Here is a 26573-nt window from a genome sequence, read left to right as displayed (position 1 = left end):
AACTCTGTGTCGTGCCCAGGAGTGGGATGGGTGGGTTCACCGATCACCGATTGGCCGTGAAGTAACATGGGTGCGAACACCCATCCTACGCTTGCCTCATATTGCGAACACTAATTGTAAACGCAGACTGCCTTGACCTGTTCCGGAGTGTCTCCGCCGTATCGAGACGTAGTCGGCAAGGCGACCCATGTTCGTTTTCGATAACTCCACAAATACGGCCAATTTCTGTCGTCACACGCAACCCCATGAGGCGGTTGATACGCATCGGATAGTTCCTGGACAGATTGCAATAGAGAGCGTTGTTCGATGATACGAAGGTCTTCTTCCGCGGCATACTTAGTCATCTGTGCCTGCACTCTAGCGTTCTGTAGTGACGCGGGACCAATTACCGCAATGAATGCTCCGAACGCGGCTGTTGCAAGTCGTGCCCGATCTTGCACGGCCAATGAAACCGCAGCGACAGCGGTTAGCAGCGCCATAGAAGTGAGCACGAATATGAATAGCTTTGCAGAAAGCGCTGCAGCGACGATGAAAGGAACCGTGATAGGCCAAGCGAACAACACCAACAGAGTGTTTCCGGAGGAAGCGTCAACGCCAAAGTATAAGATGGCAATAGTCGAATATAAGAAAGGCAAAAGACAAAGCGCACGCAAAGGGGTCGCATCTCGCTTACCGCTTAAAACTGATATCAGCATGCCAACAAAAACCGAGTTTATAGCCAAGAGCACCAAACCACCGCTAATTAGAATAGGTGCAGGTGTCAGAAACCACATCACCGCTTCCGCCGCTTCACATTCCCGCCTCTCTGCCCCGGCCTTCCAGCCGTTGACCGCCCGCGCGATTTCACTGCGTCTTCCGAGGCCTTCTCGACTGCCCATTGCCGCGCCATGGGGTCGTCGGCGACGGCGAGGTCGACCGCTTCCAGACGTTTGATCTCATCTCTGATATTGGCGGCCTCTTCGAATTCCAGGTTCTCGGCGGCTTTGCGCATCTGGTCGCGCAACCCGTCCAGATGGGCTTCCAAATTCGCCCCGTGCATCGGTTTGTCGATGGTAGCGGTGACGCGGTTCATGTCGACGTCGCCCTCATAAAGCCCAGCCAGAACGTCCTCGACATTCTTCTTCACCGTCTCGGGGGTGATTCCGTGTTCCTCGTTATAGGCGAGCTGTTTGGCGCGGCGGCGGTTGGTTTCGTCCAAGGCGCGCTCCATGCTGCCGGTGATCTTGTCGGCGTACATGATCACCCGGCCATCGGCGTTGCGCGCGGCGCGACCGATGGTTTGGATCAGCGAGGTTTCCGAGCGTAGGAAACCTTCTTTATCCGCGTCCAGAATGGCGACCAGCCCACATTCCGGAATGTCGAGCCCTTCACGCAGAAGGTTGATGCCGACCAGCACGTCGAACGCCCCCAGCCGCAGGTCGCGCAGGATTTCGATGCGTTCCAGCGTGTCGATGTCCGAATGCATGTAGCGCACCTTGATGCCCTGTTCGTGCAGGTATTCGGTCAGGTCCTCGGCCATGCGTTTGGTCAGCGTCGTAACCAGCGTGCGGAAGCCGTTGGCGGCCACTTTGCGCACCTCGTCCAGCAGGTCGTCCACCTGCATGGATACCGGGCGGATTTCAACCTCGGGGTCCAAAAGCCCTGTGGGGCGGATCACCTGTTCGGTGAAAACACCGCCGGTCTGTTCGATCTCCCACTTGGCCGGGGTGGCCGAGACGAAGACGGATTGCGGGCGCATGGCGTCCCATTCTTCGAATTTGAGGGGTCGGTTGTCCATGCAGGACGGCAAGCGGAACCCGTGTTCGGCCAGCGTGAACTTGCGCCGATAGTCGCCCCGGTACATGCCGCCGATTTGCGGAACGCTGACATGGGATTCGTCGGCGAAGACAATGGCGTTGTCGGGGATGAATTCGAACAGGGTCGGGGGCGGTTCGCCGGGGGCGCGACCGGTGAGGTAGCGCGAATAGTTCTCGATCCCGTTGCAGACACCAGTGGCCTCAAGCATTTCCAGATCGAAGTTGGTGCGTTGCTCCAGACGTTGCGCCTCAAGCAGTTTGCCCTCGCCGACCAGTTGATCCAGCCGAATGCGGAGTTCCTTTTTGATCCCGATAATCGCCTGCTGCATCGTCGGTTTCGGCGTGACGTAGTGGGAATTCGCATAGACCCGGATGTGCTCCATCGTGTCGGTCTTTTCGCCGGTCAGCGGGTCAAACTCGGTGATCTGTTCCAGTTCCTCACCGAAGAAGGACAGCTTCCAGGCGCGGTCCTCAAGGTGCGCGGGCCAGATCTCCAGACTGTCGCCCCGCACCCGGAAAGAGCCGCGCTGAAACGCCTGATCGTTGCGGCGGTATTGCTGGGCCACCAGATCGGCCATGACCTGCCGCTGGTCATAGTCTTTGCCAACTTTGAGGTCCTGCGTCATCGCTCCGTAGGTTTCGACCGAACCGATACCGTAGATGCACGACACCGAGGCGACGATGATCACATCGTCCCGCTCCAACAGCGCGCGGGTGGCCGAGTGGCGCATCCGGTCGATCTGTTCGTTGATCTGGGATTCTTTCTCGATATAGGTGTCGCTGCGCGGCACATAGGCTTCGGGCTGGTAGTAGTCGTAATACGAGACGAAATATTCTACCGAGTTTTCAGGGAAGAAGCCCTTGAATTCCCCATAAAGCTGCGCCGCCAGTGTCTTGTTGGGGGCAAGGATGATCGCCGGACGCTGGGTTTCCTCAATCACCTTCGCCATGGTGAAGGTCTTGCCGGTGCCAGTGGCGCCCAGCAGAACCTGATCGCGTTCACCGTCGAAAACACCACCCGCCAATTCCTTGATCGCCGTCGGCTGGTCGCCTGCTGGGGCAAATTCGGTGTGCATGGCGAACTGCTTGCCACCCTCCAGCTTCAGGCGGGCGCGCACGTCTTCGGCGGTCAGCTGGGTCTTGTCGGAATGGGCATAGGGCATAGGCAGGCTCCGGATCAGACCCCTACATTTGTTCTTATTTTGTCCAACTGCAAGGGTTGATCAGGCATGGAAACCTCGGATTCAGTAATAGGCGGTTGCGCAACTGAAATGTTAGCCGAAACCACCTTGTCAGCCAGTGCCTTCAGGTTGCCGTCGAGTACCTTGGACATCATCATTTTAAGCAGAGTCTGTCCCATCAGCCAGCCCAAGGGCCCGTACTTCATGCTGAAATCCATGCTCCAAATGACGCGGCTGCGCGTATCGGACAAAGGCGCGATGTCGATCGCGGCTTGGGCTTCTTGCAGCGGCATCGCCATCTGCGACAAGCGAACGGAATAGCCCCGATTGACCTGCCATTCGGTGACTTCCTCGACCAAGGATGTGCCATTTGCGAAATGGCACCGGCGTTTGGAGCCAACCCCATTCGCCCCCGTTGTCAATGCGTCAACGGATGTCACCTGTGGGGCGAAATCGTCGATATGCATAAAGCGGCTCAGTATGGCCCAGATATCCTCGGGCCGGGCGTCGATATCCAGGTGGCGTTCATGGTGAATCATCTTGCTGTTCCTTTCATCTGTTGCCGCCTGAGTAACCCGGACTAATGTCAGTTTCTGTCATCAGGCTTCGGATAATGCCCGCGACAATTGTCATCTTGTCCCATCGCGCGCGGTGTCGCATAAACGGTCTCAGCCAAGCGAATACGGAGAGGCCACATGCGCGCACGGATTTACCAGCCTGCACGAAATGCGATGACGTCGGGGATGGCCAAGACCCGCAAGTGGGTTCTGGAATATGCCCCTGCATCCGCGCGCGAGGTTGATCCGCTGATGGGCTGGACCTCGTCCAAGGACACGCAAACCCAGGTGCGCCTTAAGTTCGATACCAAGGAAGAGGCGCTTGACTACGCCAAGGACAATGGCATCGACGCGCAGGTGAGCGAGCCGCATAAACGCAAGCCCAATCTGCGCGCGCGTGGCTATGGTGAAAATTTTGCCACGGACCGCCGCAGCCCCTGGACTCACTGAGTGATTGAGATCCGGCAGGCCGACCCGACCTCGGACGCGCTGCGCCCCGTGGTCGAGGCGCATTTTGCACATAGTCAGACAGCGGGTCCGGCGGACAGCAACCATACGATGGATGCCCAGTCTCTTGCCGCTCCCGAAATTCGGTTCTGGGCTATTTTCGAAGCCGGGCAAGCGTTGGGTTGCGGTGCGTTGAAACCTCTTCCCGATGGCACTGCCGAGGTCAAATCCGTTCATATTCTGCCACAGGCACGCGGGCGGGGATTGGCCAAGGCGATGATGCAATATCTGGCGGAACAGGCCCGCGCTGACGGGTTTGAGGCGTTGGTTCTAGAAACCGGCGCCGCGCACCTGACCGAGTATGACGCGGCGCGCAAGCTCTATGAGGCCCTCGGGTATTCCTATTGCGGTCCGATCTACGGCTATGGCGATGACCCCCACAGCGCCTTCATGCGCTTGTCGCTGAAAAATGAAACTTGCGGGCAAAGGTGACGCTAAGTTCTGGTACGACGGCCCCACGGGTGCAAATTCACATCTACCAGCCTTCCGTTAGCTTCAGGCATCGGTCATCGCTCTTTGGGCGAGCACCAGAAAAAAGCAGACAGCCTCTCCAAAAAAACACCGTCGTTACGATCCGACCCGATATGCAGTTGGTGTCATGCCGACCTGCCCTCGAAAAAAGCGCGTGAAGTGGGATTTGTCTGAATAGCCAAGCGTCAGACCGATCTCTGCGATTGTCATTTTGTGCTCTTTGAGGTGCGCCTTGGCGACATCGACGCGCAGCCGCTTTACCTCGCGGTTTAACGTGGTTCGTTGTTGCTTGAGCGCTTTCAGCAACCGCTCGGGCTGTATGCCCAGCAATCCTGCGACGACCTGCGGCCCCAAATCTGTTTCATCCAGCTTGTCGCGCAGGACAGATCGCAAAGCCGCCACCACGGTTACTTCCTCGTCTTGCTGAACCGCGGCCAGGGGCGCGGCGACCTCCTCTGAGGCATGGTGCAAAAACAACCATTCCGCAGGGAAACTTATCTGCATCCCGGCGTCGGGTCCAAGACCGACGTCGATCCCCTTGTAGTCCAGCGGCAGGCCATTGATGTACCTGCTCTCCCACCGCACGCGGGACGGATCCCAGGACTTTCCGACAACGGTCTGCAACAAACGCACATAGATCGCGGCCCCGAACCCAGTGACCTGAATGGGCGGAACGGTTGGCTCCTGTTGCCGCTCAATCCGATAGGTTGCCTTGTCAGCGTCGACAACAAGGCTGTGCCGTACGGAATTTGTTTCCTGCGGTACAAGGCCAACGAAACGGGCAAAAAACTCGAACAGCGTTTTTGTCGATTGCAGCGCCTGCGCGAACGGAGGCCATCCTTGCAGGTCAAACGTCTCTCCGACATTCAGTCCAAGGTACCGATCGCCTGACAAATCAGCGAAGGCATTCAGCAAACCGTAGACCAGTTCGGAATGGACGTAGACAGATGGGTCAGACAGCAGTTCAGCCTTCAGGCCGACCTGATCGAAGGCCGGTTGCGGGTCGATTTTGCGGTCGATGAGATATTGCAGGAACGGAGCAGCCAAGGCGAGGCGAATGAAGCCCTCGCTATGCTCTTGAGAGGTCGAGTTGAAAGGCAAGCGCGTCACCTTTGAATTGGTTAACAGTTTGTATAGTGGCCACTTTTGCAATCACATTCGAACATTCTAAAGCAAAAGAGGCAACCGAACCAAGAATTTCCGAACTACACTTAGATAAATTTGAATGTGACGGAGGTGCCTATGTCCGCCCTACGAATGCCCCTTTGCGCGGCAGCAGTATTTGCAGCAAGTCTTTCACTTTCCGCATCAGCGCAGGCTCAGGACCAAGAAAAGCCACTAACGCTGTTTACCAACGTGCATGTCTTCGACGGCGTGAATGAACAACGCATCGAGAATGCCAGCGTTTTGGTCGAGGGCAACCTGATCAAGACCGTATCGACCGATGCGATCGATGCCCCCCAAGCCACAGTCATTGACGGTGAAGGCCGGACACTGACACCCGGATTTATCGAACTGCACGCGCACCTCATGCTGATGGGGCCAACGCTGCCAGCGATGGAGGCAAACACGACCTGGGAAGATTTTGCCATACATGGCGCTCGGATGGCCGAGATGTATCTGATGCAGGGCTTTACCACGGTCAGGGATGCCGGCGGCGCCAATGGCGGGCTGCGTCGGGCAATTGACTCGGGGCAGATCGATGGCCCGCGCTACTACCCCTCCGGCGCCTTTATCGGGACGCGCGGCGGTCATGCCGACTTTGCGAATTTCACCGCGCCGCCGGGTTCAGAGACCAATATGAGCCGTCTTAACCTGGCGCAGGAGGTTAGCGGTGTTGACGACGTCTACAAATTTGCGCGCAACAATTTCCGCATGGGCGCAACACAGTTGAAATTCATGCAATCCGGGGGTGTCGTTTCGGCCTTTGACCCGTGGCAGTTGCTGGCTGGGTCGCCCGAAGAAATCCGAGCCGCAGTACAGGTTGCGAATGAATATGGCAGCTATGTCATGGCGCATTCCTATCGTAAGGAAGCGATCGTCAACGCGCTCGACGCTGGTGTGATGTCAATCGAACATGGCTTCTCGTTTGATTGTGATATTGCCCAGGTCATGAATGACAAAGGGGCTTACATTACCACGAACCTGACAGCCTTCGATCCCGGATTGCTCGACATTCCGGCGGTGGCGAGCGTCCCGTCGAGCCTTGCCAAGGCAAAGTCGGCCTCGGCCACCTTTGCAGGCTACATCGACAATATGAAGGAATGTCCGGTAAAGCGTGGGTTCCAGACCGACTGCGTTGGTTCGGTTGAGGCGTGCAACATCCAGATCGCCTACGAGAAGCACCTGAACAATGAATTTTTCGGTCCATATACGTCTATGGTGACATTGACATCGACAGGTGGCGAAGTTGTCGCTCTGTCGGGTGACTTCATGAACCCCTATACCGGCGGCAAGCTAGGTGTGATCGAAGAAGGTGCCTATGCGGATATTCTGCTGATCGACGGCAACCCGCTTGAGGATTTCTCGGTCGTTGGCACGGGTGATCAGTGGTTTGGTGCGGACCCGAGGCCGGACAGCCCGGAAACGATCCGTCTGATTATGAAAGACGGTGTGATATACAAGAACACGTTGGATTGATTAACAAAGGTAACCAGAAAACGTTCATGCGACATTGGATCCGTTCTGCATTGGTATCAGGGTTGATCTGGTACGGTCATACAGCCGTGGCAGCGCCCGGTGTCGCGCTGGATTGGTCTGACCTTCCGGACCCGTCTGTGCAGGACTATGACGACCCCTATCGCGATCTCAGCCCTGAACAATTCGACGATATTCTCTTTGTCGTACGATTGCGTGGCAGGCTAGAGCAGGAGGCCGGCAGCGATGAAGAAAGGAAGAAATGGCAAAATCTTCTGACCGAGACCGAGGAGGCCTTGGTGGCAGATGATATCGACATCGATTGGTTGCTTGATCAACGAGAGGTCGTGACGGATCGTCGAAGAAAGGCAGGAACGGAAGGTAATCCAGACTTTGATGGTCGGACGATTACCCTGGCGGGTTTTGCCATTCCCGCCCCAAACGATCCTGACGGACGATCCGTGGTGTATCTGGTGCCCGAACGCGGGATGTGCAGCCACTTGCCTCCTCCTTCGCCGAACCAGATGATCCGCGTGCGGTTAAATGACGATTGGTCCCCCGGCTATTTCCACGAACCCGTTCGGCTGACGGGAACGCTAACGATTGATCCTACGGTTCAGCATATGATGGTCGTGGACGGCCCTATGGCCATGAGTGCGACCTTCCAGTTGGAGACGCAGAGCGTCGAAACGCTCGAAACCGAGGCAGACCGCCTTGAATGGAAACAGCGTACGGCTGATCGCATCCGCGCGGCAGGTAACCGCAAAACCGGCGGCGCAAAGGCGTCTGAATGATAAGATTTCTGGTTGCAGCATTAAGCATTGCAACTGCGGGCACTGCGTCGGCGCAGGGGCTTTCCGGGCCCTCGTCTGTTGAAGCCGACCTTGACCCCGGAGATGGACTGACCGATCCGCAATACCGCACGGATTTTCCGCGTAACATCGCACCGGGTTGGTTCCAATGGAAAGACCGGCTGGCGGAAGATGGGTTTCGCTTTAACGTCGACTATCTGGCGCTGGGCCAGACCACGGACGCGGATTTGGGTGCGGGCGAAGCCGCAAGCGGAATAGCTCGGTTTTATGGAAGCTGGCAGGCGACCAAATCTGGTTCTCTGACGTTCAAGATCGAAGACCGGCACAGCTATACCGATGTTGCCCCGCAGTTTCTTGGGTTGGATGGCGGTGCCCTGTCGATCACCGGGACAGCCTTCAATGACAGTGGCCTGCTGCTGACAAACCTTTTCTGGACCCAAAGAGCTGTCGATGGCACTTGGACGCTGCAATTCGGTCAGATCGACGTGACGGATTTCGTGGACATCTATGGGCTGGTCAGCCCATATAGCGGGTTCCAGAATCTGTCCTTCAACACCAACCCGACGATCAACGCGCCCAACCAGGGCCTGGGCATTGCAGGCGGGATAAAGTTGAGTGAACACTTTTATGCCGTTGCGAGCGTCGCGGACGCGAATGCCGATCCGTCGGACCCAAATTTCGACGTGTTCAGCGATGGCAACCTCTTCAAATCACTGGAACTTGGCTATACTTCCGGCTTCGATCGCATCTATTTCGACAATATCCATCTGACCCTTTGGCATGCGGATGCCGCCGATGATGGCAGCCGCGCGGAAGACTACGGTGCTGCGTTTTCGGCGGCCTGGTTTGTCGAAAACAAATGGATGCCGTTCTTCAGGGCAGGGGCGTCAAAAGGGACAGCAGCCCTCTATGATCGATCTGTGTCGGCTGGATTGGGTTACTACGGTCGCAATACCGATCTGGCAGGTCTGGGCCTGAACTGGGCCGAGGCAAGAGGTATAGACGGCGATCAATTCACACTGGAAGCGTTCTACCGCTTTTCAGTCTCACCCGGGCTCCAGATCACGCCTTCGGTGCAATTCATTTCCGACCCGCTTTTGAACCCTGATCAGGACAGCATGACACTGTTCGGCCTAAGAACCCGGCTCGTTTTTTGATGCGGCTTGAGTGCAGCAACTGACATGAAACTAGTTTGGGAGGTTCCGGGATGAAAACGCTATTGGCAGCAAGCGCCATCGCAATCGTATTCGGTGCCGCGCTGCACGCGAGCGAGGAAAGCAAATCATGGGATGCGACAGATGAGGCGAAGCAATTTGTGAAGGACACAATTGTCCTTGGCATGTTGGCCAGTCCCTACGGCACCGGTTGGACTGAAGATGAACAGTTGCACACTTACTTCGCGCGCGCCCGGGACAACGGTATCACGGGGCATGAGATGACGCTGGCCGCAGCGGATATGTCTTTTGAGACCTTTCTTGATCAGCATTATCACTTTCGGTCTGCTATGGCGCAGCAGCCGGAGAACTACCTGATCGTGAACGAAACCCGCGATATCGAGGCCGCTCATTTGCAAGGCAAAACGGCGGTCATTTGGAACAGCCAAACGGCGACGATTCTGGATGGCGACCTTAAGAAGATGTCAGTGCTCAAAGATATGGGGATCAAGAGCATGATCCTGGCCTACAATGACATTTTCCGCACCGGTTCAGGCCAACTCGCGGCCTATAATGGACGCGACATCGGTCTGACACCTTGGGGAAAGTCGGTCATCGATGAGATGGTGCGTTTCGGTATCCTGCTGGACCTGAGTCACACGGGTTCCAAAACGGCCAATGACGCGATGGACTACATGGACGAAAACTATCCCGGCGTGCCCTATGTCTATACGCATTCTGTCCCCGCTGGTCTTTACGCGAACGGGCCCAATGCCACGCCGAAAGGCTGTTATCGTGCCATTCCTGACGACGAGGCGCTGCGTGCGGCCAAGTCGGGCGGATACATTTCTCCGACTTTCACCGAATGGATGATGGACGGCGTTTGGCCCGAAGATATCTCGCCCGAGCAGGCCGCCGACATGATCGACTATTATGTACAACTGGTGGGTGTCGACCATGTCGGGATCGCAACGGATGACATGTTCTCACTTGAACTCGTCGTGCAGTGGGCGACCGATAACGCGAGTATGTACGACGATGGCGGCTACATGATCGACGCGTTCAACAAAGGCGCCACCGGCAATGGCGAACTTGCCAAAATCCTTGCAGCGATTACCGATGATCTTTGGGCGCGCGGTTATTCGAACGAAGACCTTGAAAAGATCTATGGCGGCAACAAGATGCGCGTTTACGCCCAAGTCTGGGAAGGCAAACCACCCGAACAATTTCTAAGAGAATACCCCGAGCGTTTGCGCCTAAGGCAAGAGCTTCGCGATGGGTTCTATTCGCGCTGAATGTTTGGAACTTGCCGCGACCGCCTACTTGGCCTCAGCCGCCCACGCGCGCGTTCCCCAACGAAACAGGGCCGAAAGCTATCACTAGGTTTTTGGGGAAAGGATGGTGGGTGATGAGAGACTCGAACTCCCGACATCTTCGGTGTAAACGAAGCGCTCTACCAACTGAGCTAATCACCCGTGAGGGGGGATTTAGCCAAGCCTGCGGGCGGTTGCAAGAGGGTACCGGCGAAATTCTTTCGTGGTTTCGCCGTTCATCACGTTCAGGGGCGCATATCCTTGAGGGCGGCCAGCAGTTGCGCCACTTCGTGTTCAGTATTGTAGTGGCACAGTGAGATACGGATGCAATCGCTCAGACCCAGAGGATCCAGCACATTGCCGCTATAGTGATCGGCCTTGCGGGTGTGGGTTCTGATGCCTTGTGCGTTCAGCTTGGTCACCACATCGGCCGAGGGCGTGTCGCGCACCACAATTGAGACCAACCCCTCGCGCGCGGGATTGTCGGCTCCGGCCAGAATCGTGATGTGGTCCATATCGCGCAGGCCGGGCAAATTGCCGGTGCCATCGATCATCGCGCGGGTCAGATGCGTTTCATACGCGTGGATGGCATGTCCGGCTGTCTCGAGTCGTGTGCGCCGGTTGCTGGCATCGGTCAGCTGCGATCCCAGCCAGTCGAAATACCCCACCACATCGGACATCGTTGCATAAGCGCCGGTGTCGCGGGTGCCGAACTCCCACCCATTGGCCGGAGCGTCGATTAGCTGATCATGCGGTAAATCGGTCATCCGGTCCGAGATCCACGCCACCCCGAACCCGTGGCGCGAGAACACTTTGTAGGGAGAAATCGCATAGCCATCGACCCCATAGCTATCCAGATCCATCTGGCCATGGGCAGCATGCTGGATGCCGTCGACGATGATGAAACAGGCAGGTGCGACGTCGCGTATCGCCTGAGCGATCGCTGCCACATCCATGCCCATACCGGTCACGGGCGAGGCATGCAGAATCGTTGCCACGGCAACATCCGGGGTCATCAGCGCGCGATAGTCGTCCGCGGTCACCAGCCCCGTCGCGTTGTCGTGCGGGACGTTGACATAATCCAACCCGGCGATTTCAGCCCAGCGGCGCGCGGCGCTGCGGCTGGCGGGGTGTTCGATGGAGCTGCCAATCACCTTACCGCCCTTGGCGGCGTTGATGCAGGCGGTACGGATCATGCGGAACAAAAGCTCGGTGCCGCTTTCGCCGACAAAGAACTGCCCACCCCGTACGTTCATGAACTCGGACAAATCTGCTTTGGCTGTGTTGATGATGTCGACCAAGGCATGGCTGGCCACGTTGTCGCGCCCCTGATTGTCCGGGATAGCGGCGAACTTGGCCGAGGTTTCGATCACCGAATTCAGCGTCAATGCCCCACCTGCGTTTTCAAAGAAGATACGGGGGCCCTGAAACGGGCATTCCTCGACATGAGCGAACCGGGCGCGGATAGCCTTGATAAGATCGGGGGACTGTTGGAGCATGTGAACCTTCCTGACGTCAGCCCTTGCAGATCAGCCTGAATTCGATGCCTGATCAATCCCGTTCGCGACAAATCCCGGGCAATTTCAACCGGGGCAATGTGGGTGAGGGGCCGACATTGGGGCCTTGCCTGTCCCATGCCGCCTCCGATATGCCCAAAGGAACCGCAACCCTTTGAGCCGGAGGCACAACATGACCAGCGTGTTTCGCTGCCTGATCGCTGTGCTGGCGATCTGCGCCATGTCGGCGACGCGTGTCAGCGCGGATGGGGTTTTGGTGTTTGCCGCCTCAAGCCTGAAAACGGCGCTGGATTCGATTGCCGAGCAGTATGAGGAACGGGGCGGACAGCCGGTTACGGTCTCTTATGCCGCCTCGTCGATCCTGGCCCGGCAAATTCAACAGGGTGCGCCTGCGGATCTGTTCATCTCGGCAAACGAGGACTGGATGGATCTGCTGCAGCGTGACGGCGTCCTGAAGGAGGGTTCGCGCGTTGATCTGATTGGAAATCAGTTGGTGCTGATCGGATCAGAGGACAAGGAACACGCGGATATCGGGTCTGGTTTTGACCTCGCTGCCCGATTACAGGGCGGGTATCTGGCGATGGCGCTTGTGGATGCGGTGCCGGCCGGGCTTTATGGCAGGTCAGCGCTACAGTCGCTGGGCCTCTGGAACAGTGTACAGGGACAGATCGCGCAGGCCGACAACGTTCGCGCTGCTCTGGCTCTGGTCGCAACTGGCGCAGCCCCGTTGGGGATTGTCTACCGATCAGATGCGCATGCGGAACAGCGCGTCAGTGTCGTGGGGGTTTTCCCGCCGAATACGCACGCTCCGATCATTTATCCAGCGGCCCTGACACAGGCGGCGGGTCCCGAGGCGCAGGGGTTCCTGACCTATCTGCAATCCGATGCCGCCCGGGCAGAGTTCTTGAGGCAGGGCTTCTCCCTGCCGGGTCGGTAGCGGTATGGGTTGGCTGGGACCGGCAGAGCTGGAAGCGCTGCGCCTGTCGCTGCGCGTGTCGTTCTGGGCGACCCTTGCCACTTTGCCTTTGGGGATATTCGTCGCCTATGCGCTGGCCCGCTGGCGCTTTCCGGGGCGGCAGGTTTTGAACGGGTTGGTGCATCTGCCCCTGATCCTGCCCCCCGTCGTAACGGGCTATCTGCTTCTGTTGACCTTCGGTGTGCAGGGGCCTTTGGGCCGTCTGTTGTCCGAGGTTGGAATCGTAGTGGCCTTTCGCTGGACGGGCGCCGCGCTGGCGGCAGGCATCATGGCCTTTCCGTTGATGGTTCGCGCCATCCGCCTGTCGATCGAAGCGGTTGATCCAAAACTGGAACAGGCGGGCGCCACGCTTGGGGCCTCGCGCCTTTTGGTCTTTGCGACCGTAACGCTGCCGATGATCCTGCCTGGTGTCATTGCCGGGGCCATTCTGGCCTTCGCCAAGGCGATGGGAGAGTTCGGGGCCACGATCACTTTTGTGTCGAACATCCCAGGGCAGACGCAAACCCTGCCATCGGCGGTCTATGCCTTTCTTCAGGTACCGGGGGGTGAGGCTGCGGCGACCCGCCTTGTCATCATCTCAATCGTGATTGCCATGTCGGCCTTGCTGCTGTCAGAGTTCGTCGCCCGTCGCGTGGCGCAAAGGGTGGCCGGGTCATGAGCCTGTCGGTCCGTGTGCGACACCAATTGCCTGGTCTGGCGCTGGATCTGGATTTCGACGCACCACCGGGCGTGACGGTTCTGTTTGGTCGGTCGGGCTCGGGCAAGACAACAATTGTCAACGCCGTGGCCGGATTGCTGCGTCCAACTGCGGGACGCGTGGCCGTCGATGACTGGGTTCTGTTCGACACCGCAACCGGTGTATGGCTGCCGCCGCACCGCAGGCGTCTGGGCTATATCTTTCAAGAAGGCCGTCTGTTCCCGCATCTGAACGTGCGCCAGAATCTGGCCTATGGAAGATGGTTTGCACCGCGCGGAGCGCGCCGTGAAAACCCGGATCGCGTGATCGAGATGCTGGGGATCGGGCACCTGCTGACCCGTCGGCCCGCGATGTTGTCGGGCGGAGAAAAGCAGCGTGTCGCCATCGGTCGCGCCCTGCTGGCGGCCCCGCGCCTGATTTTGGCGGACGAACCGCTTGCCGCCTTGGATGAGGCGCGAAAGGCCGAGATATTGCCCTATTTCGAGCGTCTGAGAGACGAGGTCTCGGTCCCGATTCTGTACGTTACGCATTCGGCAGCCGAAGTTGCGCGGCTGGCGACCTCGGTGGTGGCTTTGCAGGATGGCAAGGTTGTTCGACACGGCCCCGCGTCCGAGGTTCTGGCGGATCCGTCCGTTGCGCCTGCGGGCGTGCGCGCGGTTGGCGCAGTGCTGCGGGTCAAGGTCGCGCAGCACCACGACGATGGCCTGTCAGAGTTGGATGCTGGCGGTGCGCGGCTGTTTCTGCCTCATGTGCCGCACCGCATTGGTCAGGACCTGCGCATCCGCATTCCTGCGCAAGAGGTCATACTGTCCAGTGTGAAGCCCGAAGGGTTGTCGGCGTTGAACGTGCTTGAAGGACAAGTCGAGGCGATCCGCGCAGGCGACGGGCCCGGAGCAATCGTGTCGGTGAAAACCCGAGCCGGGGTCGTGCTGGCGCGTGTCACCCGTCGGTCGGTTGCGGCCCTGAATCTGCAACAGGGTCGCCAATGTTACGCCGTCATCAAAACCGTTGCGCTGGCGCCCGAGGATGTCGGCGGCAAGGTATCAGGCTAGGCCAGGGCCAGCGCCTCATGCTCGCGCAGGATCAGCCGGGCCGCACGCCCGAAACCTGGGTTTTCGGGGGTCGGCCGGTCCGGGAAGATCGCCGCCAATTCCTGCAACGCATCCGAGGACAGGGAATGCAGCGCTTCGTCCCCCAGAAACAGGCTTTCGGCCAAGGCCCCCTCGGCGGTCAGAATCTCATGACGGTCCAGCAGGATATGCAGGTATTCGACCGGGGTGTCCGACTTGTCGATCCCGATCCCCGGCCAGGAACAAAGATGTTTGGCAGCAACCAGAACTTCGGGCGCACCGAACAGGATTTCGACCTTTGGTCCGTTGATCAGAATGCGGTGTTGCTGCGACACCAGCAGATCGCGCCGGGGTCTGCCATCTCCAAGACTACCTGCGGATATACGGACGGGTCGCATCGCCGGGTTTTGTCGCAACTGCACTGTGCTGAGCCAGCTGCTTTCGATCCAGCGGATCGGTTGTGGCCCGCGATCCAGGGTCTGGACGCTGTCCCCGGCGGCCAGCGTTTCGATCAACCGCGGCCCGCCTGCGGTCTCGATCCACGTCCCGGCGGTGAAACAGACACCTTCGATGGTAATGGTGATGGGTTCAGGGTCCGACGTAACCGGTATTGGCCCGAAGATGGTGCTGATAGTTGCGGTGACCTGAACCTCGAATGTGTCGATCAGAATCTCGCCATCGTCCAGATTGTCAAACACCGCAGGGTCCACGGTGTAGGTCCACTCACCCGTATCAGGGTCAATCGAGGCGGTGCCAAAGGTTGGTTGCGATGAAATCTGCCAAAACTCATCTAGGATAGGCGCAAAGCTGGTGGCATCCAAATCGCCCGTGGCCTCATTCGGCGGGTCCCCTGTGACCGAACCTGTGGTGTCGCCGGTGATCGAAACCATCTAAGCGTTCCCTTCTTTCAAAGCCTGGGCGAATTCCTTTTTCCGATAGAGCCGCATATGCACTTCGCCCTCGCTATCCCGAGTCCACTCGACAATGCGGTTGCGCGTCAAGTCACTGTCCATCCTGTTGGTGCGCACCCTTGGATGGGGAATTTCGGTTTTCAGGATGTCGACAATCTGGTTGGTCTGACCAAACGGTGCCACCAGATCAACGATCCAGAACGAAGACCCGCTGGTGAAGTCGACCTCTTTCAAGGGTTTTTCCTGCACGGCGTACCGGTGTTCAGCCTCGGGGCTGAGACCTGCAAAAGTCACAAAGCCGCGGGGAAATCCGTTCTGCCGAAAAATATGATACTGGCCCAGCCGCAGCGGTGTTTCAAAGGCATAAAGCACCTGACCCAGAGTGCGGTTGCGATGTGTTTTGGTCAGCGACGCCAGATAAAACAAAGCGCCAAAATCCGCATATTTTTCAGGCGTCAGATCGAACCAGTCTTTTGGAAACGGCTTTTTCAAATGGCACCTGATTTGGTGAAGCTCTCAAAATAATACCCGGTATCATATTCAAATAAAGGTTTTTGTTCTAAGGCGCTTCGTCCTGCGGCTTACTTATCAAGGCGGGTGTTTCCCAAGCGGGCGGAATGTCGTAGGTTTGACGGGTTAATTGGCGAAAGCACTTAAATCCGATTATTAGCAACGGGATGCGCGGCGATGCGATTTGGCATGATTTTGACTTTGGTTGCCTTTGGGGCAACGTCGGCCTTGGCTCAGGGCGTTGGTTTTGGCTATAAACTGCGACCGCAATTCAGAACCCAGATCACGCCGCTGCAGGATGGGACTTATCAGGTTAAACCTGTCGGGGGGTCCTCTGCCGCCGTGACCTATTGGTGCGGGATCGGGGACTATGCGATCCGCACGCTGCGCGTTTCGAACTCGCAGCGGATCTACGTGTCGAAAGCCTATGAAAAAGGCGTCCGCACGGTCAATTTTTCGTTCACGCCGCCACCAGGTGCGGACACCAACCCGGGATATTCCCTGACGGTCAACAAGGTCGGTGAGAACCTGTCGGCCGCTTCTGCGCAAAACTACTGCTATGACAATTTCATAGACATGGGGTTCTAGGCGTCAGACCCATTTGGCAAGCGGGGGCAGGCTCATCAGAACGGCGTCTGGGTCGTGGCCGGTTTCCAGTCCGAATTTCGTGCCCCGGTCGTAGACGAGGTTGTATTCGGCATAAAGCCCGCGATGCACCAGTTGCGCGTCCTTGTCGGCTTCGGAAAAGCTCTGGCCCCGCCGCTTTTCGACAAGCGGCAGAAACGCGGGCAGGAAAGCGCGACCAATATCCTGCGTCAGACTGAAATCAGCCTGCCAGTCGCCGGTGCAGTAATCGTCCATGAATATCCCACCTACGCCGCGCGCGCGCTTGCGGTGAGGGATATAGAAATACTCATCCGCCCAGTCTTTCAGGCGGGGATAATGAGACGGTCCGTGCGGGTCCAGATGGGACTTTTGCGTGGCATGGAAATGGGCGGTGTCATCGTCGTATTCGATGCAGGGGTTGAGGTCCGAACCACCACCGAACCACCAGGCATGCGGGGTCCAGAACATACGCGTGTTCATGTGAACCGCTGGCGCGTGCGGGTTCTGCATATGCGCTACCAGACTGATGCCAGAGGCCCAGAATTGCGGATCATCCGCCATGCCGGGGATACCTTTGCGCGCGGCCATTGCCTGCTGCGCCCGTTCGCCAAGCGTGCCGTAAACGGTCGAGACATTGACGCCGACCTTCTCGAATACCCGCCCGCCGCGCATGACCGACATCAGGCCACCACCGGCATCCGAGCCGTCATCAGAGTGCCGCTTGGTCTGTTTGACCTCGAACCGGCCCGGCGCGGCGTCCGAAAATGGGCCGGTGTCGTGGCTGTCTTCAAGGTGCTCGAACGCGGAAACGATATCGTCGCGCAGCTGGCGGAACCAAGCCGAGGCAGTGGATTTTTCAGTGTCGAACATGGTACTCAATGGGCTGGAGCGGCAACGGGGTCCAGCAGGGTGCGGCCTCCGTCGATGGTCAGGATTTGTCCGGTCATGAAACCTGCGGCATCCGAGGCCAGGAATTGCGCGGTCTCTACCAACTCATTTGGCGCGGCGATGCGGGCCAAAGGCGTATGTTTCTCGATATCATCCCGAAAATCGCGGTTTTCCTTGAGGGTCGATTGCAGCGAGGCACTCATCACCGACCCCAGCGCGATCGAGTTGACGCGAATGCGGTTCGGGGCCAACGCCACCGCCAGCGACCGTGTCATCTGATCCAGCGCGGCTGTGGAAACGGAATAGGCCATCAGGTCCGGATGCGTGCGCCGTGCCGCAATCGAGGACAGGTTGATAATCGAACCGGCCGGGTTTTCGCTGTCGCCATCCGCCTGTTTGATCATGCGCTTTGAGATTAGCTGACTCAAACGCAGGGCAGGCATAAGGTTTTGGTTAAGCAGGGTGCGGACCGAATCGTCCTCCATATCCATTGGATCGGACGGGATGACCTGACGCGCGCCGTTAACCAGAATATCGACCTGATCAAATGCGTCCAGCGTTGCCGACAGCAGATTGGCAAGGGTCAGCCGTTCGCGTAGGTCGCCGGCAAAAAACCGGATGTTGCTGTCATCGAGGTCATCGCCCAGTTCCTCGGCCAGGCGTTTTTCGTCCATGTCGGCAAACATGACATTCGCACCGGCATCCGCAAAGTGGCGACCGATGGCCAGACCGATGCCGTTGGCGCCGCCTGTGACGATTGCGGTTTTGCCCGCTATGGAAAAGGACATGAGTTTCCTCCTGAGTTGCGGTGCAGGTTAGCCGGGATCACCGGCGGGGGCGAGAGGCGTGGAACACCTTGAACCGATTGTCGCCGGTGATTTCCTCGACGCGGGTGAACATGTCGCTCAGCGTTGCCTCATAGGGCAGATGGCGATTGGCGACCATCCACAACGAACCGGACCGTTTCAGATTGCGGGCGGCAGATTGGATAAAGCCTTGCCCCAGACTCGGATCGGCGGCGCGAGAGGTATGAAATGGCGGGTTCATGACCACCGAATCCACCGGTTCCGGCGCGCGCCAGCTGACCGCGTCGGCCCAGTGAAACCGCGCGCGCGGGTCTTGAACATTGGCGCGCGCACAGGTCAGGGCGGTGTGATCGGCCTCGACCAGATGCAACTCGGTCACGGTGTCGTCCGCAAGCAGCCCAGCGGACAGATAGCCCCAGCCCGCACCCAGATCGGCAACCCGAGGACCCAGTTTCTGCGGCAGTGATTGTCGCAACAATCCCGAGGCCGGATCGATCCCATCGGCGGAAAACACGCCCGGAGCTGTGCGAAAGCCTTCAACGGTCTGCGCACCCGGCGCGGCCCAATCCGCAAAGGCTTGCGCGTCCGTCTGAAACCAGAAGATCTTGCCATGAGCTTTGGACAGCGGACCGTCGATTGGGACCCGTTTACGGATATCCTTCATCAAGCCGTCCACGCCGTCGGTCTTTGCGCCATCGACCACGACGGTTCCGCTGGCGCGCTGACAGGCCAGGTGTATCAAAGCCCGCGCCAGTGCCTTGGCGCGCGGAAGAAACACAACGACGTCCTGACAGGCCGTATCCGCTTGCGCGACGGTGTTGAAACCCAATGCCGCGAAATGATCGTGAAACGGTTTGAACGGCTGCACGACCTGAGACCCGGTCGGCACCTCGGCCAAATCGTGCGTCGGCGTTGCGCCGATCACCGAAACGGGCGAGGTCAGGGTCAGGCCATTCTCAAGGGCAAGGCTGAGGCGAAGGGACATGGGCGGGTTGTGCGAACGCAACGGGAAGGGGCAGGGCCTGACTTCGCCTTACTCTTCGCGTTCCATTGTGCATTGCAGGGGGTGCTGGTGGCGGCGCGCAAAGTCCATGACTTGCCCGACTTTGGTTTCGGCAATCTCGTGGCTGAAAACGCCCACAACGGCGACGCCTTTCTTGTGGACGGTCAGCATGATCTCGAACGCCTGCGCATGGGTCATGCCAAAGAACCTCTCGAGCACGTGAACAACAAACTCCATCGGCGTATAGTCATCGTTCAGCAGCAGCACCTTGTACAAGGGTGGGCGCTTGGTCTTTGGACGCGTTTGTACCAGGACTGACGTATCGTCGTCCTCGTCTGGTTTGTCAGACATCATCCACAGCGTTTCGAGCATGTCTTGTGAGAATCCGATTAAAGCTTCGGTTTGTTTCTGCGCTTATATAACGTCAGAACCGTCAGAGAAAAGAGTTACCGGGCGGATTCGGAATGGACAGTCAGTTGACCACAATCGGCTTTGATGCCGATGACACGCTTTGGCACAACGAGCGGTTCTTTCAGCTGACCCAGGATCACTTTGCCGAGTTACTGTCGGATCATGCTGGAAAAGATCATCTGATGGATCGCCTGCTGGCTGCGGAAAAGCGCAATATTCAACACTATGGCTATGGCATCAAAGGTTTCACATTGTCGATGATCGAAACGGCCATCGAGGTGACCGATGACCGGGTGCCCGCGTCAGTCATCCGCCAACTGATCGAGGTCGGGCAAGAGATGCTGGCCCATCCGATCGAGTTGTTGCCGCACGCCCGCGAAGCCATCGAAGCCGTTGCCGCGACACATCGAGTCGTTCTGGTCACCAAGGGTGATCTGATTGATCAGGAACGGAAACTGGCGCAATCGGGGCTGGGCGATCTGTTTGATGCGGTCGAGATCGTCTCGGAAAAGACGCCTGACATTTACCGGTCGGTCTTTGCCCGGCACGGTGACGGACCCCATTCTGCGATGATGGTCGGCAATTCGATGCGGTCGGATGTGGTGGCACCGATTCGGGCCGGCTGTTGGGGCGTTTACGTGCCGCATGGCCTTGTCTGGGAGATCGAGCAGGCTGATGCACCGGACGACAACCCACGCTATCGCGCGTTGGCCGATCTTGGAGAGCTGGCTGGGTTGGTTCAGGCGCTGGCATAATGTTGCCATTAAGACCCACTTGCGAATTATTCCCGGACAATGCGGCCCAGATCCCTTCACTATCGCGGGTTTGGTATGTTGCCGGTGCGCAGCTACAACATCTGGGTATTTTCAGAACCGCCTAGATTTGGTGAATCTGTTAGCTTTCGGTTTATCTGACGGCGAGTCTGTGATAGCCTGACCTGTAATAAAATAAGTAATGCTGACTGGGAAAACCCGGCGGCCCGAGGCAGACAGAGGCAAAGATCGTGCAGGTTCGGCGGACAGTTCCGGCCCGGATGGGCTTCCTTCTCATGGTATTGATGTGGGCGCTTTCGTTTGCGCCGATGCAGGTACAGGCCGCGCCCTATGCGGCCATGGTAATCGACGCGCGCACCGGCGAGGTCCTGCATTCGCGAAACGCGGATACGCGGCTGCACCCGGCCTCGCTGACAAAAATGATGACGCTCTACATCGCGTTCGAAGCGGTGCGGAATGGCGAGATCACGTTGGACACGCCCGTTCGCATCACAAAAAAGGCGGCGTCCGAGCCTCCCTCGAAACTGGGGTTGCGGTCTGGGCAGACGATTGCGTTCCGCTATCTGATCCGGGCAGCAGCCGTGAAATCGGCCAATGACGCAGCGACAGCAATCGGGATCACGCTCAGCGGGTCCGAGGCTGCCTTTGCTCGGCGCATGACCCGCACGGCCAAGGCGATGGGGATGAGCCGAACCACTTTCAAAAACGCCCATGGTCTAACCGAGTCAGGGCATTTGTCGACCGCGCGCGACATGACCACGCTGGGGCGGCATCTGCTGTATGACTTCCCACAATATTACAACCTGTTCTCGCGCAAATCGACGGATGCCGGGATCAAGACCGTGCCCAATACCAACCGCAGATTGCTGGCGGCTTACAGGGGCGCGGATGGCATCAAGACCGGTTATACCCGCGCGGCGGGTTTCAACCTTGTGGCCTCGGCCAAGCGTAAGGACGAGCGAATCATCGCAACCGTATTCGGCGGCAAATCGGGTGCGTCGCGCAATGCCCGGGTCGCCGAGTTGCTGGACATGGGGTTCCGTCGTGCGCCTTCGCGCGCGCCGATCCGAAAGCCTGCCCGCCCGTCCTATGCGGGCAATGCCGGTCTGGAGGGGGCCGCAAAGATCGCTCGACTGACAGGCGCACCGAAATCCAGCCTGCGTCCGGTATTGCGTCCGGGGCCGGGGGCCGCCATTCAAGTCGCTGGCGCTGTTGCTGAAACCGCGGCCAAGAACGGTTCGCGCATTCAGGATGGAATCGCCGCTGCGATCGCGGCGGCCGACGTAAAGCCATCGGATGACGCGGGCCAAACCAACGAAGATCTGGTCCTGGCCTCGGTCGCGCCTGCGAAACAGCCCGAACCGGAGCCCGAAGTTGTCACACGTCTGTCGACGTCCGGTGGGCATCTTTGGGGCGTCAATGTGGGGCGCTATACCACCCGGTACGAGGCCGAGAAGGTCCTGCTGAAAACCGCGCTATCGGAAATGACCACGCTGGAAGGCACGCTGCGCAAGGTGAACCAAAGCACGCGTGGATTTGATGCGACGTTTCAGGGCATGACCCGGGAACAGGCCGATCTGGCCTGTCGCCGGTTACAGGCGCGAAACGTCACCTGTTTCATGATCGGGCCATCATAAGGTCCGGCACTCACTCTTGAACCTGGGCTGCGAAGGAAACTTCGCAGCCTTTTTCGTTCCCGAGCTTCAGTCAAATACATGCCCGTGTTCATATTGCTCGTCCTGCCCGGCAGCGGCGGTCAAGGCGGCGACATTGTCCTTGGTGAAGAACCCGTCATATTTGTGGCACCGCTCAATATACTCGGTGATCAGCAGCGTATTCTTCGAGTGTTTCGAGAAAATCTGCTTCAGGTTTGGGTCGTCTTTGCACTCCCCCACCACATGGGCCAGGAAGGGAACACCTTTGTCTTTGAGCGTGTTGACCACGAAATCCACGTTCTTTTCACCCGCGCCGTGATCGCCGTCCTGAATCTCGACGGCCATGTGATGCAGACGGCGACCGAAGTTCCGAACAAAATCCTCGGTCGGCATGGGCAGCTTTTCGAACGAATTCACGAAGGATGGTGTGTTGTTGGCAGTAAACACCTTGGCGGGCGATTTCTTGTCGTCGTCCACATTGGCGTTGCGATTCACATTGGTCGACGAATTCATGTCAAAGATATTGTACGCCCCCCAGAAGTAATAGGGCACCATGGTCAGGAATTCGAGGATCGCGTCCTCTCGCTCACCGGCCAGAACGCGCGTGGCCAGATGATCAAGCCCCAGCATCAGCGGCGCAATCTTGGTGTCCGAACCAAATGCGGCAGCCGCGTCAAGGCGCGCTTGTTCGGCATCGCTCAGCAAGATCCGGTCGCCCAAGCCCAGACTGTCGGGATCGTTGAAATCCAGCGTGGAATAGCCAACGCGATTGCAGGTGAAATCCGAGGGCGAGGTGAACAGAAAGCCGTCCTGCGTATAAAATGGGTTCTCGGTATCTCCACGGTATTCAAAGCGGATGTTCTGCTCTTCCAGGGTTTTGCTCAGGGCCTTCAAGTCGGAAGCGCCAAACACCTCTCCGACATAGCGCGTTTGCGGGGTGCCACGCGCCAGAGGGTACATTCTGTTTATACGTGGGATGAAATCCTCGAACGTTTCACTAAGTGGCGCCATCAGGATCAGCGCCGGATAATCGGGATGCGAATGCATGACCGAATATTTGTGCGTGCTGCCCAGGTAACTGGCCGAATGCCGGTAGGGCGTCATGACATACAGCTCAACCAGCGTATCAATCAGTGATGCAGGTTCGACCTGGATGACAATGGCGCGCATGGGGCCGACCTGATCCGCCACGCCGGACCGGATCCGCCGTTCATAAATCATTGGCAGGTATTCGGCGAAAAACTCCGAATTCTTCTTGTCGCCCCTTGGTTGATAGGACATCAGATCGAATGACATATGCGTAGCTCCTTGCGAAAACTGGTTGTGTCAGGGCCGGGCTGCGGGGATTTGTGGTATTCAGAACATGTACTTGCGGGCATGCTAGGGCCCTAAACCTTTCCAGGCAACACACAGAATCTGGGCAATCGGGATTACGGATGCCTTTCTATCGGGTGAATTTTGACACTTCGACGCCGGATGTGATCAGAGCCTCCCTGACCGAACGCGCAATCTGAACGGCGGTCGGGCCGTCGCCATGCAGGCAGATCGTGTCGATCGAGGTTTCCAGGCGCTTGCCGCTTTCCGTTATGATCGCGCCCTGGCGCACCATATCCGCGATACGTGGCCCGGCAATGTCGGGGTCATGGATCACCGCACCGGGCAGGCTGCGGTCGACCAGCGTGCCATCGTCGTTATAGGCGCGATCGGCAAAGATCTCGCCAACCCATTTGCATCCCAGGTCGCGCGCGGCCTGTTCCTGTTCCGTCACGGCCAGAACCATGATGATGATGTCCGGGTCGACCTCGAGCGCGCCTTCATAGCAGGCCCGCGCCATGCCCGCATCGACCGAGCACATATTGGCCAGTGCTCCGTGAAGCTTGAGGTGCCGGACCTGGGTACCCACCGCCCGGGCCATCCCTTGTGCCGCACCCAATTGGTACCGCACAAGGTTGCGCAGGCTGTCATGCGGAACTTTCATGTTGCGGCGTCCAAATCCCTGCAGATCAGGAAAGCCCGGATGTGCCCCGATGCCGACATCATGTTCGGCGGCCAGTGTCATTGTCCTGGCCATCACATCGGGATCGCCTGCGTGAAAGCCGCAAGCTATGTTGGCCGATGTAATGATCCTGAGCAGGCTTTCGTCATCGCCCATCTTCCAAGGGCCGAAGCTTTCGCCCATATCGGCATTCAAATCGACGCGGGGCATAAGTGAAACTCCTTAATCCGTGGCAGAGACCATACCGCTGATCAACTGATAGGACAGCAGGTCAGGAATGTCGTGAGGGTTGCGCAACAGTGGCTCGACCCGGCTGCGCAGGCGCGCCAGCTCTGCCATGTGGGCAGATTGCAATGCAGTCGCCTCGTCCAGCGACACAAATTCGAATCGAACCGGGCCGTTGGCGGGGGTTTGGGCAGCGCGCGGAAGATCGCAGGGCAGGACGGTTGCAATGCGCGGATACCCTCCGGTCGTCTGACATTCGGGCAGCAGGATGAACGGCCGCCCTGTGCCGGTCATCTGGATGTCACCAGCGGTGATGACTTCGGACAGGATGTTCAACTGGCCTGTTGCGGCAAAGCTGTCTCCGTCACTTTCCAATTGCATCCCCATCCGGTTGGCGCGCGGGCCGCGTCGAAACTCGGTTGCCGTGAATCGGTTCAGCGTCTCCTGATCGAACAATTCGGTTTGAAAGCTGGCCACGATCCGTAATGTGCCGCCCGAGAACCGATCCTCAATACCCAGCGTCAGCCCGGTTTCACCGGTCGAGATGTTGGCGGGCAGCGTGTCACTGGCCTGAACAGCGCGCCCGACATTGGCTGTCAGATGTGTGGATCGGGACCCGAGGAAAGCCTCTGTCTCAATCCCTCCACCAAGATGCAGATAGCCATAGTTGCCCCGCAAGACGGATCCGAGCGTCAGACGCTGCCCCTTGTACAGCAGGTGCGACGCATTCCAGCGCACGGTCTCACCGTCGATGCTGGCCTGCATGGGCGCACCGGTCAGCGCAATGCGTGTATCCTGCTTGGCCTCGAATTCTCCACCCAACCCCGCCATTTCAAGGGCGGCGCAGTCCGCGGATTGCCCCAGCAACGCCGCGCCTTCGTGCAAGGCGATGTGGTCGGCTGCGCCCGAGCGTGACAGACCCTGCGCCAAATACCCGGTCCGCCCCTGATCCTGAACCGTGCAGGACGGGCCTATGCGATGAACAAGCAGGCTCACGCAGTGATCTCCTCACAGGTTGCGCCGCCGGCACCACTGGCGTTGTTGGCGCTGATCTGGGTGAGTTCATCCGGCGTTATCGGAACGAATTGCATCTCATCCCCCGGGTTCAGGGCGAAACTATCAGGCATCCCAGGCCGGAAACACCGGAACGCGGTCTGGCCGATGTGACGCCAGCCGGTTGGAGTTGGGTTCGAGAAAAGCACGAATTGCGATATTGCCAGCACCAATGCGCCGGCTGGAACCTGGGGGTTCAAATCCTGAAGCCTGGGAATATCGAACTCGGGTCCGAGAGGGCCAAGGTAAGGTTGGCCCGGTGCAAATCCAATTGTCAGAACGCGGACGCGGGCGTCACTTAACCGCCGGACCGCCTCGTCTCGCGTCAGCCCCGCTGCTTCCGCTGCTTCATCCAATTGCGGCGCAAGCTCGGTTCCGAATACTGTTGGCACGCGCCATAGTCTGCGTCCGGTTGGCAGCGGCGCCGTGTACCAATCGCGCGCGTCCAGCAGGTCGCGCACTCGTGGAAAGAGTTCAGCCAGGGGCAGACGTGCGATATCGACCCGAATATAGGTCGACGCCAGCGATGTGGATGTCTCTGCAACGCCTTCCCATGCCTGTTTGTCGATCTCGTCGCGCAGGGCCAGCGCGGCCCTGTTCGCCTCCTCGGCCATCCTGTCTGCAAACGAGATGAGAATACCGTCGACACCGACCGTGCGAATTTGAGGGGTTTGTTCTGTCCGGGTCATTCATCCTCGACCTGTGGCGATCGGCTGCGTTGGTCAGAGATGAGCCCATCTGACCCCCGGACGCAAGCGTGGCGGAGAAACATCTGCCCTTTGGTGCGTTGCGAGTCGCCGGAATCGGTTCATTTTTGGGGGCGCAATGCTTTCGCCTCTAGTGTCGAGTCGCAACGGTAACTCAATATATTGTGGTACCGGCTTTCGGGGACCGCTAGGCGGAAGGCAATGGTCGTTCGTTGGTGCTATGATTAGAGGCTTCCCACTGTATTTAGCGCCCCTTAACGTTATGATTTAATTTAGATTTTATTGATTTGTTTGTTTTTTTGTATTTTTGTGTTTTTTCCACTTGCGCGTGGTTTGGGTTA

27 protein-coding genes and 1 tRNA gene are annotated in these 26573 nt (G+C 58.3%); 12 read left to right on the top strand and 16 right to left on the bottom strand.

The features are described from left to right. Nucleotides 1-110: 110 nt before the first annotated feature. The 3 genes from ACR0LX_RS05920 to ACR0LX_RS05910 are packed head-to-tail and all read right to left on the bottom strand — an operon-like array spanning nt 111 to nt 3516. Entirely contained in the window at nt 111-773 is a 663-nt protein-coding gene (locus ACR0LX_RS05920) for a hypothetical protein (protein ID WP_480782930.1), read from the bottom strand. Then, nucleotides 773-2959, bottom strand: a complete 2187-nt coding sequence (gene uvrB / locus ACR0LX_RS05915; protein ID WP_480782929.1) for an excinuclease ABC subunit UvrB — start codon at nt 2957-2959, stop codon at nt 773-775. Before uvrB ends, ACR0LX_RS05920 begins: the two co-directional genes overlap by 1 nt. 14 nt (nt 2960-2973) lie before the next feature. Next, nucleotides 2974-3516 (bottom strand): SRPBCC family protein, encoded by a 543-nt coding sequence (locus ACR0LX_RS05910; protein WP_480782928.1) that lies wholly within the window; start codon nt 3514-3516, stop codon nt 2974-2976. A gap of 156 nt (nt 3517-3672) precedes the next feature. Between ACR0LX_RS05910 and ACR0LX_RS05905 the strand changes: the two genes are divergently transcribed. Together ACR0LX_RS05905 and ACR0LX_RS05900 are read left to right on the top strand one after the other, a co-directional pair. After that, nucleotides 3673-3984, top strand: coding sequence for an ETC complex I subunit (locus tag ACR0LX_RS05905; protein WP_480575068.1), 312 nt, complete (start codon nt 3673-3675; stop codon nt 3982-3984). Next, complete coding sequence (locus tag ACR0LX_RS05900; RefSeq protein WP_480782927.1) at nt 3985-4473, top strand: GNAT family N-acetyltransferase; 489 nt, start codon at nt 3985-3987, stop codon at nt 4471-4473. It begins immediately after the preceding gene. A gap of 135 nt (nt 4474-4608) precedes the next feature. Here the strand turns inward: ACR0LX_RS05900 and ACR0LX_RS05895 are convergent, their stop codons facing one another. Continuing rightward, nucleotides 4609-5613: an AraC family transcriptional regulator gene (locus tag ACR0LX_RS05895; RefSeq protein WP_480782926.1), complete on the bottom strand. Its 1005-nt coding sequence runs from the start codon at nt 5611-5613 to the stop codon at nt 4609-4611. Between the two features lie 141 nt (nt 5614-5754). Between ACR0LX_RS05895 and ACR0LX_RS05890 the strand changes: the two genes are divergently transcribed. Genes ACR0LX_RS05890 through ACR0LX_RS05875 form a run of 4 tightly spaced genes read left to right on the top strand, consistent with a single transcriptional unit; the run spans nt 5755 to nt 10410 of the window. Next, a complete protein-coding gene (locus tag ACR0LX_RS05890) occupies nt 5755-7152 on the top strand; it encodes an amidohydrolase family protein (protein ID WP_480782925.1) in 1398 nt (465 codons plus the stop codon). A 26-nt stretch (nt 7153-7178) separates the two neighbouring features. Continuing rightward, on the top strand, nt 7179-7943 hold the full coding sequence (locus ACR0LX_RS05885) for a DUF3299 domain-containing protein (protein ID WP_480782924.1): 765 nt from the start codon (nt 7179-7181) through the stop codon (nt 7941-7943). Continuing rightward, a complete protein-coding gene (locus ACR0LX_RS05880; RefSeq protein WP_480782923.1) occupies nt 7940-9118 on the top strand; it encodes a carbohydrate porin in 1179 nt (392 codons plus the stop codon). The genes ACR0LX_RS05885 and ACR0LX_RS05880 overlap by 4 nt, the downstream gene beginning before the upstream one ends. Nucleotides 9119-9168: 50 nt before the next feature. After that, on the top strand, nt 9169-10410 hold the full coding sequence (locus ACR0LX_RS05875; RefSeq protein WP_480782922.1) for a membrane dipeptidase: 1242 nt from the start codon (nt 9169-9171) through the stop codon (nt 10408-10410). Nucleotides 10411-10514: 104 nt separating this feature from the next. Here the strand turns inward: ACR0LX_RS05875 and ACR0LX_RS05870 are convergent. Together ACR0LX_RS05870 and ACR0LX_RS05865 are read right to left on the bottom strand one after the other, a co-directional pair. Next, a tRNA-Val gene (locus ACR0LX_RS05870) sits at nt 10515-10590 on the bottom strand. A gap of 83 nt (nt 10591-10673) precedes the next feature. Then, complete coding sequence (locus ACR0LX_RS05865; RefSeq protein ID WP_480782921.1) at nt 10674-11927, bottom strand: aminotransferase class V-fold PLP-dependent enzyme; 1254 nt, start codon at nt 11925-11927, stop codon at nt 10674-10676. Between the two features lie 190 nt (nt 11928-12117). Between ACR0LX_RS05865 and modA the strand changes: the two genes are divergently transcribed. Genes modA through modC form a run of 3 tightly spaced genes read left to right on the top strand, consistent with a single transcriptional unit; the run spans nt 12118 to nt 14670 of the window. Continuing rightward, nucleotides 12118-12882, top strand: coding sequence for a molybdate ABC transporter substrate-binding protein (gene modA, locus ACR0LX_RS05860; RefSeq protein WP_480782920.1), 765 nt, complete (start codon nt 12118-12120; stop codon nt 12880-12882). Nucleotides 12883-12886: 4 nt separating this feature from the next. Continuing rightward, nucleotides 12887-13579 (top strand): molybdate ABC transporter permease subunit, encoded by a 693-nt coding sequence (gene modB / locus ACR0LX_RS05855; RefSeq protein ID WP_480782919.1) that lies wholly within the window; start codon nt 12887-12889, stop codon nt 13577-13579. Further along, nucleotides 13576-14670 carry a molybdenum ABC transporter ATP-binding protein gene (gene modC / locus ACR0LX_RS05850; RefSeq protein WP_480782918.1) on the top strand — a complete coding sequence of 365 codons (1095 nt, stop codon included), beginning with the start codon at nt 13576-13578 and terminating at the stop codon, nt 14668-14670. Before modB ends, modC begins: the two co-directional genes overlap by 4 nt. Here modC and ACR0LX_RS05845 read toward each other — a convergent pair. Both ACR0LX_RS05845 and ACR0LX_RS05840 read right to left on the bottom strand, forming a co-directional pair. Further along, on the bottom strand, nt 14667-15578 hold the full coding sequence (locus ACR0LX_RS05845; protein WP_480782917.1) for a Hint domain-containing protein: 912 nt from the start codon (nt 15576-15578) through the stop codon (nt 14667-14669). The two genes, modC and ACR0LX_RS05845, sit on opposite strands and share 4 nt — an antisense overlap. Next, nucleotides 15579-16091 carry a toxin-activating lysine-acyltransferase gene (locus ACR0LX_RS05840; protein ID WP_480782916.1) on the bottom strand — a complete coding sequence of 171 codons (513 nt, stop codon included), beginning with the start codon at nt 16089-16091 and terminating at the stop codon, nt 15579-15581. It lies immediately after the preceding gene. A gap of 207 nt (nt 16092-16298) precedes the next feature. Between ACR0LX_RS05840 and ACR0LX_RS05835 the strand changes: the two genes are divergently transcribed. After that, entirely contained in the window at nt 16299-16697 is a 399-nt protein-coding gene (locus ACR0LX_RS05835) for a hypothetical protein (RefSeq protein ID WP_480782915.1), read from the top strand. 3 nt (nt 16698-16700) lie between these two features. Here the strand turns inward: ACR0LX_RS05835 and hemF are convergent, their stop codons facing one another. Genes hemF through clpS form a run of 4 tightly spaced genes read right to left on the bottom strand, consistent with a single transcriptional unit; the run spans nt 16701 to nt 19784 of the window. Beyond that, a complete protein-coding gene (hemF, locus tag ACR0LX_RS05830; RefSeq protein ID WP_480782914.1) occupies nt 16701-17585 on the bottom strand; it encodes an oxygen-dependent coproporphyrinogen oxidase in 885 nt (294 codons plus the stop codon). Nucleotides 17586-17590: 5 nt separating this feature from the next. Further along, nucleotides 17591-18391: an SDR family NAD(P)-dependent oxidoreductase gene (locus ACR0LX_RS05825; RefSeq protein WP_480575118.1), complete on the bottom strand. Its 801-nt coding sequence runs from the start codon at nt 18389-18391 to the stop codon at nt 17591-17593. Nucleotides 18392-18428: 37 nt separating this feature from the next. Continuing rightward, nucleotides 18429-19394: a class I SAM-dependent methyltransferase gene (locus ACR0LX_RS05820; protein WP_480782913.1), complete on the bottom strand. Its 966-nt coding sequence runs from the start codon at nt 19392-19394 to the stop codon at nt 18429-18431. A gap of 48 nt (nt 19395-19442) precedes the next feature. Then, entirely contained in the window at nt 19443-19784 is a 342-nt protein-coding gene (clpS, locus tag ACR0LX_RS05815) for an ATP-dependent Clp protease adapter ClpS (protein WP_480782912.1), read from the bottom strand. Nucleotides 19785-19876: 92 nt separating this feature from the next. Here clpS and ACR0LX_RS05810 point away from each other — a divergent pair, with 92 nt between their 5' ends. Then, nucleotides 19877-20578 (top strand): HAD family hydrolase, encoded by a 702-nt coding sequence (locus ACR0LX_RS05810; RefSeq protein ID WP_480782911.1) that lies wholly within the window; start codon nt 19877-19879, stop codon nt 20576-20578. Nucleotides 20579-20856: 278 nt separating this feature from the next. Next, entirely contained in the window at nt 20857-22233 is a 1377-nt protein-coding gene (locus ACR0LX_RS05805; protein WP_480575152.1) for a D-alanyl-D-alanine carboxypeptidase family protein, read from the top strand. Between the two features lie 66 nt (nt 22234-22299). Here ACR0LX_RS05805 and ACR0LX_RS05800 read toward each other — a convergent pair whose 3' ends face one another. The 4 genes from ACR0LX_RS05800 to ACR0LX_RS05785 form a co-directional block, all read right to left on the bottom strand. Then, entirely contained in the window at nt 22300-23547 is a 1248-nt protein-coding gene (locus ACR0LX_RS05800) for a hypothetical protein (RefSeq protein WP_480782910.1), read from the bottom strand. Nucleotides 23548-23695: 148 nt separating this feature from the next. After that, nucleotides 23696-24457 (bottom strand): LamB/YcsF family protein, encoded by a 762-nt coding sequence (locus tag ACR0LX_RS05795; protein ID WP_480782909.1) that lies wholly within the window; start codon nt 24455-24457, stop codon nt 23696-23698. A gap of 12 nt (nt 24458-24469) precedes the next feature. Beyond that, nucleotides 24470-25468: a 5-oxoprolinase subunit C family protein gene (locus tag ACR0LX_RS05790; protein WP_480782908.1), complete on the bottom strand. Its 999-nt coding sequence runs from the start codon at nt 25466-25468 to the stop codon at nt 24470-24472. Further along, nucleotides 25465-26214, bottom strand: a complete 750-nt coding sequence (locus tag ACR0LX_RS05785; protein ID WP_480782907.1) for a 5-oxoprolinase subunit B family protein — start codon at nt 26212-26214, stop codon at nt 25465-25467. The genes ACR0LX_RS05790 and ACR0LX_RS05785 overlap by 4 nt, the downstream gene beginning before the upstream one ends. Between the last annotated feature and the right edge of the window lie 359 nt (nt 26215-26573).

Source organism: Ruegeria sp. CH11, assembly GCF_056537105.1.
The sequence above is the reverse complement of the archived record's forward strand: the minus strand, read 5'-3'. Positions and strand labels throughout refer to the sequence as shown.